12 protein-coding genes are annotated in these 13,202 nt (G+C 33.0%); 3 read left to right on the top strand and 9 right to left on the bottom strand.

The window, feature by feature from the left end; translation table 11 throughout:
- Window positions 1-150: 150 nt before the first annotated feature.
- On the bottom strand, window positions 151-525 hold the full coding sequence (locus tag NJT12_RS17645) for a hypothetical protein (protein WP_271337246.1): 375 nt from the start codon (window positions 523-525) through the stop codon (window positions 151-153).
- 18 nt (window positions 526-543) lie between these two features.
- Window positions 544-864: a roadblock/LC7 domain-containing protein gene (locus NJT12_RS17640; protein ID WP_078006835.1), complete on the bottom strand. Its 321-nt coding sequence runs from the start codon at window positions 862-864 to the stop codon at window positions 544-546.
- A gap of 287 nt (window positions 865-1,151) precedes the next feature.
- Here NJT12_RS17640 and NJT12_RS17635 point away from each other — a divergent pair, with 287 nt between their 5' ends.
- A complete protein-coding gene (locus tag NJT12_RS17635) occupies window positions 1,152-1,295 on the top strand; it encodes a hypothetical protein (RefSeq protein WP_271337245.1) in 144 nt (47 codons plus the stop codon).
- 9 nt (window positions 1,296-1,304) lie between these two features.
- Here the strand turns inward: NJT12_RS17635 and NJT12_RS17630 are convergent, their stop codons facing one another.
- The 7 genes from NJT12_RS17630 to NJT12_RS17600 all read right to left on the bottom strand — a co-directional run bounded on the left by NJT12_RS17630 (window position 1,305) and on the right by NJT12_RS17600 (window position 12,194).
- Entirely contained in the window at window positions 1,305-1,979 is a 675-nt protein-coding gene (locus NJT12_RS17630; protein WP_271337244.1) for an ATP-binding cassette domain-containing protein, read from the bottom strand.
- Between the two features lie 293 nt (window positions 1,980-2,272).
- The gene (locus NJT12_RS17625; protein WP_271337243.1) at window positions 2,273-5,038 is read right to left on the bottom strand and encodes a PD-(D/E)XK nuclease family protein; all 2,766 of its coding nucleotides are present in this window, start codon (window positions 5,036-5,038) and stop codon (window positions 2,273-2,275) included.
- Between the two features lie 63 nt (window positions 5,039-5,101).
- On the bottom strand, window positions 5,102-6,565 hold the full coding sequence (locus NJT12_RS17620) for an OmpA family protein (protein WP_271337242.1): 1,464 nt from the start codon (window positions 6,563-6,565) through the stop codon (window positions 5,102-5,104).
- Between the two features lie 113 nt (window positions 6,566-6,678).
- Window positions 6,679-7,872, bottom strand: coding sequence for a glycine C-acetyltransferase (kbl, locus tag NJT12_RS17615; RefSeq protein ID WP_271337241.1), 1,194 nt, complete (start codon window positions 7,870-7,872; stop codon window positions 6,679-6,681).
- An 82-nt stretch (window positions 7,873-7,954) separates the two neighbouring features.
- A complete protein-coding gene (locus tag NJT12_RS17610; RefSeq protein ID WP_271337240.1) occupies window positions 7,955-11,113 on the bottom strand; it encodes a UvrD-helicase domain-containing protein in 3,159 nt (1,052 codons plus the stop codon).
- A gap of 143 nt (window positions 11,114-11,256) precedes the next feature.
- Complete coding sequence (locus NJT12_RS17605) at window positions 11,257-11,856, bottom strand: lipoprotein signal peptidase (protein WP_271337239.1); 600 nt, start codon at window positions 11,854-11,856, stop codon at window positions 11,257-11,259.
- A gap of 122 nt (window positions 11,857-11,978) precedes the next feature.
- Complete coding sequence (locus tag NJT12_RS17600; RefSeq protein WP_271337238.1) at window positions 11,979-12,194, bottom strand: hypothetical protein; 216 nt, start codon at window positions 12,192-12,194, stop codon at window positions 11,979-11,981.
- Window positions 12,195-12,371: 177 nt separating this feature from the next.
- On the opposite strand from NJT12_RS17600, the gene NJT12_RS17595 reads away from it, so the two are divergent.
- Both NJT12_RS17595 and NJT12_RS17590 read left to right on the top strand, forming a co-directional pair.
- Window positions 12,372-12,728: a roadblock/LC7 domain-containing protein gene (locus NJT12_RS17595; protein WP_271337237.1), complete on the top strand. Its 357-nt coding sequence runs from the start codon at window positions 12,372-12,374 to the stop codon at window positions 12,726-12,728.
- 35 nt (window positions 12,729-12,763) lie between these two features.
- Window positions 12,764-13,144 carry a hypothetical protein gene (locus NJT12_RS17590; protein WP_271337236.1) on the top strand — a complete coding sequence of 127 codons (381 nt, stop codon included), beginning with the start codon at window positions 12,764-12,766 and terminating at the stop codon, window positions 13,142-13,144.
- Window positions 13,145-13,202: the final 58 nt, after the last annotated feature.

The raw sequence follows: 13,202 nt of genomic DNA, 5'->3' as shown, positions 1-13,202 counted from the left end.
TGATATCCTCGGATAGGTGACGGAGAACACTTTCGTACAGACGATTCTCAGAGCCTCTATTTTACTTATAAAATTACCTTTTTAACTTTAAAGGACTTTTTCAGTGCCCTCGAAATTCTGAACAGCCTTTTCTCATTATTGGGGCAAATATTATAGTTTTGAAATAATGTCTTTTTTGAATTTAGACAAAGTCGCTCTTGTTAATCCAAGGTTCGCTTTTGTTGAATCTACAGCTAAATAAATAAAATATTTACCATCTTCAGATACATCTATAATATGTATTTGATCTGTTAGTGTAATTAAGATATCATTGATTTTTTGGTTTAATCCTAAAGCTTTAATAGCGCTTAATTTTGCTTTTACAACTTCTAAATTATAAGCAGATGCTAATTCCGGGTCAAAATTTGGATTTAAAGAAAGTGAAGAATAAGACATTCCCGTTTCAACTTCAGTTACTGAAACAGCAATGAATCCGTTGATATTTTCTTTTAAATCGTTTTGAAAATTCTGTAAAAAATCTGACATGTTTTAATTGTATTTAAATTAATTATTGAAAACGGTATCCATCTTGCGCAGCAAAAGTCCCATTTTACTTATATCTTTAGAAAGCAACGCAACGCAGTTATCCTGCTCGTCTTTATTAGCCACCACAATACCATCTTTATTCTTAATCATGACTTGTTTAAGATCTCCATTATTAACATCTTCAGACATTTCTAAACACATCTTAAGTATCATTCCAATCATTGCCGCTACATTACCATCATACTCTAAATTAACAGATTCCAACAAGATGCCATCTATATTAAAAGTCAATCCAGATTCAGCCCCAGTTTCTTCTACAAGTGTATTTAAATCAATCATATCTTTTGTTATTCATTTTTAAGAAGGGTCAAAGATATTTTAATAAACAGAATTGTCCGATAAACACTTGTTAAAAAAAAAGGCACACGTAACCATTTGAAATACTTTTATTTATACGATACTGTTTCTTTATTTTTAAAATAAATTTTATAAAAAACGCAAACAAAAAAAGAAGATTTATCTAAAAAAACAGCAATCTAATTCAGATATCTTAAATATTATTTTAACATTTAGAAGAAATTTAGTTTACTGGAAGTTTTTCATAGCTTTGCAAAAAAATGACTGAAATGAAAACTGTTGACGAAGTACGTTTTGACTTAAATGTAAAATTGATGAAATTTAGAAGATTCCGCTTTGAAAACGGAAACATAAATAATCCCGATTTACAGGAACGAGCAAAAAAAGGTTTTTTCAAAAAGATTTTTAGCTAGAAAAAACAACTATAAAAAAGCTGAACTGTTGAGATAACCTTTATCCACAAGTTCAGCTTTATCTTTGATACAATGCGTTTTACCATCTTTAATCAGAATTAATTTAGTCGAAATCCTGATTACGTTCAGATAATTATGATCGGTGATAATAATTCCTTTTTTAGCTGAATTCACAATTATCAATTCATTTACCACATCTGCCATAATTGGCGACAAACCATTGTAAGGTTCATCGAGCAAAACAAACTTTGAAGGATTAAACAGCACTATTTTAATTTCAAGGTATCGCAATTCTCCACTAGACAATTGATTTATTCTTTTCCTTAAAATTGACTGAATAAATTCATCTTCATAGAAAAGTATTAGTTTTTGTTTATCGATCGATAATAAAATCGCCTTTTTTACAGACAAATGATTTGGAATAAATTGTTCCTGCGACAAATAACTTATTTCTTTCGACAAACTATTTTCATTGTTCTTTGACACAGAATCAATTCGAATACATTTATTAGGAGCTGATTCTATACCGAAAATAATCTTCAACAAAGTCGATTTCCCTGAACCATTTCTTCCTAGTAGACCAATGATTTCAGCAGTTTCACATTTCAGATACACATCTGAAAGGATCACTCTGTCATTAAACTTTTTTTGAATTCCATCAACTTCTAAAATATGCTTTTTCAAAATATTCTTTTTATTAAAAAAGTTATCAAACCAATTAAAAGTGTAATACAAATGGTCAGGAGATAACTAAAAATCAAAAGTCTCGCCTTTGAAATCCCATTATTCGAATAAAACAAATATTCATTCTTGCGATATAATTCCTTAAAAACTATGCTTATCAAAAAACCAAAGCTCAAAAACACAGCAAAGAAGTAATCAAAACCGGTCAACAAAACAGCGATAGCACAAACCGATACGTTTATAACTAAGGTAGTTTGAAAAAATTCGAATATATTATAAAGCTTTCTGATCGATTAATTTATTTTTTCCTCGAAAGGAATATTGATGTCAAAAATTTCTGTCAGCAATATAACAATTTCCTCTATATAACTCTTCAGAATTTCATTTGTAACCGTTGTATCTAACTCCTTATCTTCTTTAAACCCAAAAGGAAGAAAACCTGATTTTAAATTTTTAAAAGATATAATCCCAACTTCAATAGGCAAACCGGCCGCTTCATTCTCGTACATAAACGCATATGCTAAAACCTGAATGATTTTGTCGTTTTTAAGCTCTTGTGTTAATCCGTTCCAAGACTTAAGTATTACATTTGCTTTTTCGACTTTACCAGTCTTATAATCGACAATTCTAATTTTACCGTTGCGTTGTTCAATTCTGTCAACATTTCCTTTAATTAAAACAGGAAAAGGCAATTTTGGATGATTCAATTGGCGTTCATAAGTCTTTTCTAACGCTATAATTTTAATGGCATCTCCATTTTTTATAGACTCTAATTCCATTTTCAGGAAATTAGAAACATTTCGCTTTGCCACTTCAAAAGCCAAAAGATTACGCCCTTTTTTGATTTCTCCTTCTTTATAAACTTCTTTAAATTGTTTTAAAACTTCATTATCCAACAATTTGAAACAGTTTTCAATGTCTGCTTCCGAAATAAATCTACCAACAAAAGGATCATACAAAGCTTTTAGCGTTTCGTGAATTATAGTTCCCAATGTATTTAATGCAATATTCTCTTCTACTTCCTCTACTTCCCGAATACGAAGAATCTTTTGAAAATAAAACTCAATCGGGTTCCGAATATAACTCGTTAATGCCGAAGGTGAAAAACCAACCGTTGCAATTTCTTTTAAACGCTCCATTACAGCATCAGATTTTGCCACAACCATTGGCTGATATGCTGATGTTGGCAATACCGGATTATAGATATCGAAAGTCAGATTGTGTTTCGATTGTTTTTCAACTTCCAATTGCGTTATAAAACGACTTCGTTCTCCGGCATCCAATCCATCATTTTCAGTGTTATAAATCAGATAAATATTTTTCGCCCTTTGCAATAAATGATAAAAGTGATAGGTATAAATCGCATCTTTTTCTTTAAAAGTCGGCAAACCTAATTCTCTTTTTACATCATACGGAATAAACGAATTCTGGGACTTTCCGGCAGGAAACTTTCCTTCATTCATCGAAGTTATAATTACCGTATCAAAATCTAAAACCCGGCTTTCAAGAACACCCATAATTTGCAATCCATGCAAAGGCTCCCCTTCAAACGAAATTTCAGCAACATCGATAACTTGTTTATAGATCGCGTGCAATGTATCTATATTATCAATATGACTATGTTGGGTGTAATAATTAATCAATTTATTTATCACTTTAAAAACAGCATAAACAAATGCTTTTGCAATCTTTTCTTCCTCGTTGTCATTGCTGAAATTTTCTTTTACCAAAAGTAGAATAGCTGAGACATTTTCAAGAACAGCAACTGATCCACTTTCCCATTTACGGAACAACAATTTAAACAATTGCGATTGATCTGAGTTGAGTTCTACAATCCGATTGTGAGTAATAAAAGTATAATTATTCTCTTTGATTATTCTAACCAGATTTCTGGCATTTGCATAAGGCTCAACCAACGGATGCGTTAAAATATCAAGCACATCTTTATAATAAAACACATAACTTTCGCCTTTTCTGGAAAGCGCATTGGTATGCATTTTAAATAATTTTGCAATCAATATTTGCGACGGATTATTCTTTCCGGAATATCCCATTGTAATATTCAAACTTCCTACAGAAGATGGTAATGAATATAAAACAGGCATTAATAAATTTTCTTCACCAAGTACTATAGCAACCTTATCGAGAGATGTTGCAGGGTTCTCGTTGATAATATTTTCGATAATACTTCCGGTTAATTTTGCCTGACCAATAGTTTTAGGAGTTCCTATTACCTGAATATTTTTAGATTGAGAAAAATCATCTACAATCCACTCAAAAATATTTGATTTATAATGTTTCCAGCTTTCCTTAAAACGTCGAACAAAAAGCCCCGCATCATGATAAGGATCATTGAGAAAAGTCTGATCAACATCCCAATAAATTTTAGCCCGATCCAATGCCAAAAGATGCTGTACAATTTTTTCCTCCGCAGCATTTAAAGCATTAAAGCCTGCAAAAATAAAAGTCTTATTTGAAACGGTATTAGAAAAGTGATTCAGATTATTCACTGCTTCCCTGTAAATCAATCCTTGGTATCCCACAGATTTATTAAGCAAATGATTGTATAAGGCGTCATAATACATGGGAAGAAGTTTCCAGAAATCAATATAATTCTCTAAGAGTTTTGTACTGTTTTCGACTTCTATTCCCCATTTTTTTATGTCTTCAATATCTTTTAAGTAAGACAAAACATGCGCCGGATCTAATAAATAGCGATCAATCTCATTAAAATCCTGTAAAAGTGTTTTTGCCCAATTTGCAAATAACTCAAATGATTGTTGATGTTGTTTCTCAGTTACTGACAAGTAAACTTCATAGAACTCAAATAAAAGTTCAATTGCATCGATAGATCGTATTGATGCGACATCTTGCACAAAATCCTCAATACTAATGATTTCAGGCGAAAGCATTGTATGCTGAGTTTCATTTTTCAGAGCTTCAATCAAAAAAACTTTAGCTCTTTTATTTGGCAATACAATGGTAGTCTGAACAAGTTTAGTTGAATAATCCTGAATTATAACAGTTGCAATTTTTCCGAGAAAAGAAGTATTTATCATTTGATAAAAATAAAAAAAGCCATTCAATTAAGAATGGCTTTTAGATTTTATTTAGAAAGTAAATTAGATTTTACCTTGGTATTTAGAACCAATATGTCTAATTTCTGTTCTTCTGTTTTGTGCTCTACCTGCAGCAGTTTTGTTACTTGCAACTGGTTGAGAAGATCCAAATCCTTTAGCTTCTAAGTTTTCTGGATTAACACCTCTTTCGATTAATGCATTCATCACAGCTTCAGCTCTCTCTTTAGATAACTTGTCGTTGATTTTTGCAGAACCTGTACTATCTGTGTGTCCTTCAATAGAGAATTTCGCGTTTGGATAGTTTTTAAGGATTTCTTTAATTGCATCTAATCTAGCTGGAGTTTCTTTGTCTCCTGCTTTGAAAGTAGCTTTACCTGTGTTAAAGTATACAGCTCTTGCTTGAACTTTAAGATCTTCTAAAGCTTCAGTAGTAACTTCAGGACAACCTCTGTTAGAAGCAGGACCGTAAACTGTAGGACAATCATCATCTTTATCAGCTACACCATCTTTGTCAGCGTCTAAGAAAGGACAACCACCATTTTCTTTAGGACCAGCAACTGTAGGACATTTGTCATCTTTGTCTGGAACACCATCTCCGTCAGTATCAGGACATCCGTTGAATTGTTTTAAACCAGCAACATCTGGACAAGCGTCATCTTTATCAGCAACTCCGTCTCCGTCTCTGTCTGGACAACCGTTTAATGCAGCTAAACCAAATTCAGTAGGACAAGCATCACTAGCGTCAACGATTCCGTCTCCGTCAGTATCAGGACATCCGTTGAATTGTTTTAAACCAGCAACGTCTGGACAAGCATCATCTTTATCGTAGATTCCGTCTCCGTCAGTATCTTTACCTCCGAATTTGAAAACTAAACCAGCAGTGTGTTGAAAGTGAGATGGAGCATCTGGAACACCAGCTGCATCTTCTCTATCACCACTAACTGACCATTTGTATCTTGTAGCAAGCTCAAGACCAATAGCATCAGTAAACCAGAAAGTAATTCCAGCACCTGGATTTACAGTTCCATAGCTACTATCACCAAAGAAAGTATAACCTCCACCAACAGATAACGAAGGATCGATTACTTTAGATTTGATTAATTCCTGGAAGCTATATTTAATAGTAGCATCAATTCCGTAATACATCAAATCACCAGGATTAGTTACAACATTACCTCTTGAATCGTGCCCTGGAGCAGCTGGATTAAAAGTAACATATTTATCAATTTTGTTCACAGATCCTTGTAAACCAATAGAGAAACCACTACCTACGTATCTAGACACACCAATGTAAGATAAAGAAGGAAGAATATTCCAGTTGTCTTTTGCAGCGAATGGCTGAGAAAAGTGTTGATCAAAGAAACCACTTCCTGCACCAGAACTGGTTCTAGTGTCAACGGCATTAACTCCAAAAGAGATAGCCCATGGATTGTTACTGTCTTGTGCGTGAGAAGTTAAACCCATCACCATCATCACAGCAACTAAAAGTTTGTTAAGATGTTTCATACTTAATTTTTTTTAATTACAATTTAGTTAATTACAAGCAAAAGTAACACCAAATTTTTTAAATACAAAATGAAATGTTAAAAAAAACCTACAAAAATTCCTCTAAGTGGAAATTATATAACTTTTAACATCTGTCCGACAACTATAAACGCTTCTACAGCCCTATCTAAGTGCTCTTTAGTATGTGCAGCAGATAATTGAACCCTAATTCTGGCTTTATCTTTGGGCACAACAGGAAAGAAGAATCCGATTACATAAATTCCCTTCTTCAAAAGCTCATCTGCCATTGTTTGCGACAATTTTGCATCATATAACATAACAGGAACTATCGCAGAGTCTCCATCAATAATATCAAAACCTGCTTTTTTCATTCCCTCTTTGAAATAGTTTGTATTCCACTCTAATTTATCTCTTAAAGAAGTATCTTTTTCTAATAATTCAAAGACCTTTATAGATGCCCCCACAATTGCCGGCGCAAGTGAGTTCGAAAACAAATATGGTCTAGAACGTTGACGTAATAATTCTATTATTTCTTTTTTTGCTGTTGTATAACCACCCATTGCTCCGCCAAGAGCTTTACCTAAGGTTCCCGTTATAATATCAACTCTTCCCATAACACCTTTTGCTTCAAGCGTACCTTTACCTGTTGCACCAATAAATCCAGCAGCATGACATTCATCTACCATAACCATAGCATCGTATTTATCTGCCAGGTCGCAAATTTTATCTAATGGCGCTACAAGACCATCCATTGAGAAAACACCATCGGTAACAATTAATTTAAAACGCGCTCCGGCTTCATTAGCCTTGATTAATTGCTGTTCTAAATCCTCCATATTACTGTTTTCGTAACGGTAACGCGCTGCTTTACACAAACGCACACCATCTATAATAGAAGCATGATTTAAACTATCTGAAATTATCGCATCGTTTTCTCCCAACAAAGGCTCAAAGACCCCACCATTAGCATCAAAAGCAGCAGCGTAAAGAATTGTATCTTCTGTACCATAAAACTCAGCGATTTTTTTCTCTAATGTTTTATGAATATCCTGAGTTCCACAAATAAAACGCACAGATGACATTCCGAAACCGTGAGTATCCATCGCATCTTTTGCTGCCTGAACTACTTCAGGATGTGATGAAAGACCTAAATAATTGTTGGCACAAAAATTCAAAACTTTTTCTCCTGTCGAAATAGTAATTTCAGCACCTTGTGCAGAAGTTATAATTCGTTCTTTTTTGAAAATCCCATTTTCTTCAATAGTCTGCAACTCACTTTGCAAATGTTCTTTTATTTTACCGTACATTTTTTATTTATTTAAAACGTTAAAAATTAACAAATTAGATCTCTTAAAACCCAAATTATAATTTAACACCTGATTAATTTCTTCACAAATTTACCACATCGATTTCTGTTCCTATATATACCAAAGCCTTTTTTAACACTTTATACCCTAAATCTTCAATAGCATCCTGATATTCCTGAATTTGCTGTGTGTATTTTGAATTCACAGCTCCGGTTTTATAATCTAAAAGATATGCTTCTTTATCTGGAGTCAATACGATTCGGTCCGGCTTCAAAATCCTTCCTTCTTTCTGAACAATCGTTTGTTCATTTAGAATAGTATAATTCCCATCAAAACAAATACTAAGTTCAGGATGATGCACAATTTCCTGCAGAGATCCTAAAACCATATCCATTTGATCCACTTTAATCAAACCATTTTCGATTGCTTTTGTAATTGCCAAATCGACATCTGACTTGTCTTTAACAAAAGCCAGAATCTCGTGAATTATATTTCCGTATGCGATTGCTTCTTGTTGATGCGTTCCCCACATTAAAGCTTCACGCTGTGCTATCTTAATATTTTTAGGATTTAAAACTTCTGACACAACAGGTATTGTTTTTACCAAATCGACTGCTTTTATTGGCAACGAAAGTTTGACCTTATTTCCAAACTCATATTCTAGCTGCTCAGAATCATACAATCCTTTATGAATTAGATATTTAATAAAAAAAGAAGCCATATTACTCGGGAACTCTCCGTCTTTTCTTTCTTTTAGAGATTGTGAGATTACATACAACTGCTCTTCTGCACGGGTTAATGCTACATAGAGAACATTTATATTATCGAGTAATTCTTCTTGTTTTTTTAAATTAAAAACAGCCGAAGCACTTTCTCCAAAACCCTCAACCGCGCTGCTGTTATCAATCAAAGCCTTTGGCACATCCAGATCAGCACCGTCAGTATCAAGCCATAACTTATCTTTTGGCTTGCGATTATAATCTTCTTCAGCAAAGGGCATTATCACCACAGGAAACTCCAATCCTTTCGACTTATGGATCGTCATAATTCGCACCGCATTAATTCCTTCAGGAGACGGAATACTAAACTTCTCCCCGTTTTTATCCCAATAAGTCAGAAAATCAGCAATTCCGGCCTGATTTCTAATATCCCGTTCTAAAACAATATCCAGAAAAAACTGAATATATGCATTTCCTTCTGAAAGAGGTATAAATTTTGAAATAATAACTTCTACTGCTTCGTAAAGTGATTTTTTCCGAACATTTTCAAAAGAAAGAGAAACATCAAAAGTCAAAAGCCATTTTTCAAAATCAACTTCAATCTTTTGCGCCATTCCTTTTGCAATGAAATCATGCACCGGCATTTCAAGCTCTTTGTTTGATGCTAAAAAATGCAAGAAATTAGCTTTCGATTCCAGATCAGCACTATTATTTAGATATTTCAACAAATGAACGATCAAACGAACTTCAACAGCATTCTGAATCATCAATGTCTCTGAAGACAAAATAGGAACTCCTTGTTCCGTCAAATAATTTGCAATTGCAATTCCCTGATCTCTTTTTCGGGTCAGAATAACAATATCATTATACTCAAAACCTTCACTATTTACTTTTTGAATTGTATTTAAAGTTGCTAAAACATACAAATCTGATTTCTCTACAACTTCTTCTTCATCAGCAAAATCATTTTTCTCTATTATCGGAAGAAAAGAAATATTGACATAACCTCCGTTTTTTGAATTCGACTTTTGAAAACTGTGATTCTCGTATAAATCCTTATAATCTTCATTAGAAAACTCTGTCGAAATCAACTTAAAAAAATCATTATTAAAATCAATTACTTCACTAAAACTTCTGTAATTGGTATCTAAATGTTTTATTACCTTATCCTTATTATTGAAGGGATTTAAGCCCTTACTCAATTCTATAAATTGCTCTGCTTTTCCTCCTCGCCAACGATAGATAGATTGTTTGGGATCTCCCACAATCATCAAAGTTCCTTTATTTCCAAAATCATCTAAACCAGAAAGCGAATTATCGATTAACGGGATCAGGTTTTGCCATTGCATCTCTGAAGTATCCTGAAATTCATCAATAAAAAAATGACGATACCGTTCTCCAATACGCTCATAAATAAAAGGGGCTGGCTGGTTTTGAATTTCCCGATGAATTATAGCATTAAATTCTGAAATTGATAAGATATTTTGTTCAGATTGTATTTTTGCCAATTCATTACTAACGGTATTTAACAGGGAAAGTGGCGTAATATTTTTCAGGAATGCTTTATAAAAATCTCTTTTTTCGAAATTTTTATAAATCTTCTCTAAAATTTGAAGTAGTTCAGGAATTATATTTTCGATTAATGCTTTGTCTTTAGCCGTTTTATTAATTGCAATATCATCAAACTCATGAAACGTTTTATTACGGGGATTAAATTTCCCGTCACGAATACTTTCCAGATGATTTGGGAAGGTTCCTCTGGAAAATGATTTTAAATCAATACCGCTTTTATCAATAAGTGAAAGCGCTTCCGTAGCAAAATTTCCATTTTCAGATTCCAGGCCTTTACAAAGAGCCAGCATCTTCTTTTTTATTACAACAAACTCTTCGATAGATTTATCCTGAAAATGAGAAATTTCATTTCGGTTATTCTCATTAAGAACTAGTCTTCCGGTATCTAAAATTTCACGTGAAATGTCCCAACTTTTATCATCGTCAGTTTTCTCCATCGTAAAGTCAATCAATAATTTCGTCAAAGTTTCATCCTGACCAGCCTGCGCAATAATCGCATCAACTGCTTCTACCAATAGATTTTCAGTATCTAAAGTTACCTCAAACGTCATTGGCAAATTCAAATCATGTGCAAAAGCACGAATCACTTTATGCGTAAACTTATCAATTGTAGAAATATCAAAAGCAGCATAATTATGAATAAGATGTTTTATTATGCTTTGAGACTTTATTTTGATTTTAATGATAGAAAGACCTGTATCGCGAGACAAATCTTCCATTAGGTCAAGTGCTTTTGCCGAAGGCTCTTCTTTTGCAAATTCAGACAAGCTCCCTACAATACGGCTTTTCATTTCGTGAACCGCTTTATTAGTAAATGTTATCGCTAGAATATTTCGGTAAGCATCATTTTTAGAAGAAGAAAGAATAATTTTAAGATATTCCTTAACCAAAGTATAGGTTTTTCCCGAACCTGCAGAGGCATCATAAAGAGAAAAGGACGGACTTTGCATAACTTTAGTTTTATACTGCAAAAATAGCACAATAAATATTAAACCCCAATAATAGAAAATTCCAAATTCCAATATCTGCCCGCAATGAATACGTCAAATATTGGAATTTGGAATTAATTATTCTTTTGAATTTTATACAATAACTAAGCTGTTTTAGGAAAGACTCTTTTATTAAAAACTAACAAAATTCCCACTCCTGTAGAAATGGCCATATCAGCAACATTAAAAATAGCATTAAAGAATGACACATCTTCACCACCCCAAATAGGAAACCAATTTGGCAAAGTTCCTCTCCATATCGGAAAATAAAACATATCTACCACTAAACCATGAAACCAGGTTCCGTAAGGTTCCGGAGAAAAAAGTGTTGCAAGATTACCATTACTGTCATCAAAAATAACCCCGTAAAAAACAGAATCGATTATATTTCCTGCCGCACCTGCAAAAATAAGCGCAATTGCAACGACTAAATAAGTCGAATGACGCTTCTTGATCGAATCAGACAACCAATAGGCAATTCCGAAAACAGCAAAAATTCTAAAAATAGTTAAGATCAATTTTCCATATTGCCCCGGTATTTTTGTACCCCAGGCCATTCCTTCATTTTCGATAAAATGAATTCTGAACCAATCAAAAACTACCACCTCATCACCTAAAGCAAAGTTTGTTTTTACATAGATTTTTGAAAGCTGATCAACAATTAAAACTAAAAATATAAGGAAATACGCTTTTCGTAATGACATTTAAATAAATTTTGATGGGCAAAAGTAACAATTTAAACAAAAAAAACGCCCCCTAAGGAGCGTTAATTCTTTCACAACACAAACTTAGATGCGTCGGCTTATTTTAATCACTATCAAAAAGTTTATTTTTTAACCGTTGACTGGACAGGTTTCTTTGGACTATCGGCAAAAAAATCAGAGATAGACTTAAGCAAACCTTTACCCTCTTTTCCTGCTGTTGCCTTCTTGGCTTCAGCCTTTTTTACATCGGATTTAAATTTAATGCGGATTTTTTCAAAATCTTTCAATCTGCTCTCCACATCAGAGTTCACGTCTTTGAATTTCAATACTTTAGCCATTGTGTAAGTTTTTTATGTTAAATAAATAAATTATTAATGATTTGGTATTACAATAATACATAATTTAATTTATATTTGTTAGTAAAAATTAACACTTGTTTAGATCGAAAAGCAACATTTTTCACTAATAGACATCGAAATGAATTAATTTTAACAATTCCCCCAAATCCTACAAATATGAATGAGATCACATCCACACTAAACGACTTCCTGGTTAACACCAAATCTTCTGCTGCATTAATCTTAAATGGAAAAGGAAAATTAATCACATCTTTAAATATAGATTACGGAGACAGTGTCGCTGCAATGAGCGCTGCAATTTTATCAATGAGCGAAAAATTCTTAATTGATTTAGACAAAGGTGTATTAAAACAGCTTTTTTTTAAAACATCTGAAGGGGTTGTCGTTGGAAATAAAATAAGCGGTACTAATTTTATTATTGCTTTTTCAAAAGACGGAAGCAATCTGGGTTTATTAATGCGGTCAACAGATGAAGTTGCGACAGAATTGAGTAAGAATTCCCTATTAAAATAACATAAATCTATTCACCCAACAAATCCACCTAAATTATGAGTAACGACTTTTTAAATGTGTTTTTAAACGAAATGAAAACCAACGTAAATGGATTTATAGCAGTGGCTGTAACCGAAATTGAATCAGGATTAAGTTTTGGAAATTTAACAGTTGACCCCGGTTTTGATCCTGAACTTGCAGCAGCTTACAACCTTGAGGTTGTAAAGGCAAAACTAAACGCGGTAAAGGCCTTAAACTTAAACCAGGACATTGAAGATATCCTGATTACTCTTTCGAATCAAATTCACATTATCGACATTTCTCCAAACAAAAAATTCATGATTTATCTTGCCGCAGATGCAAGTAAGGCAAATTTAGGAATGACAAGAGCTGTCTTAAGAAAACACAAGTTAGAGCTAGAGAAAAACTTAGCTTAATTTTTTAGTTCTATTTTAAATTAGAGCTATCTGTATTCAGGATAGCTCTAATTTAAAA

It is taken from the genome of Flavobacterium azizsancarii (assembly GCF_027980145.1).
In the GTDB taxonomy this organism is placed as follows: Bacteria; Bacteroidota; Bacteroidia; order Flavobacteriales; family Flavobacteriaceae; genus Flavobacterium; species Flavobacterium azizsancarii.
The sequence above is the reverse complement of the archived record's forward strand: the minus strand, read 5'-3'. Positions and strand labels throughout refer to the sequence as shown.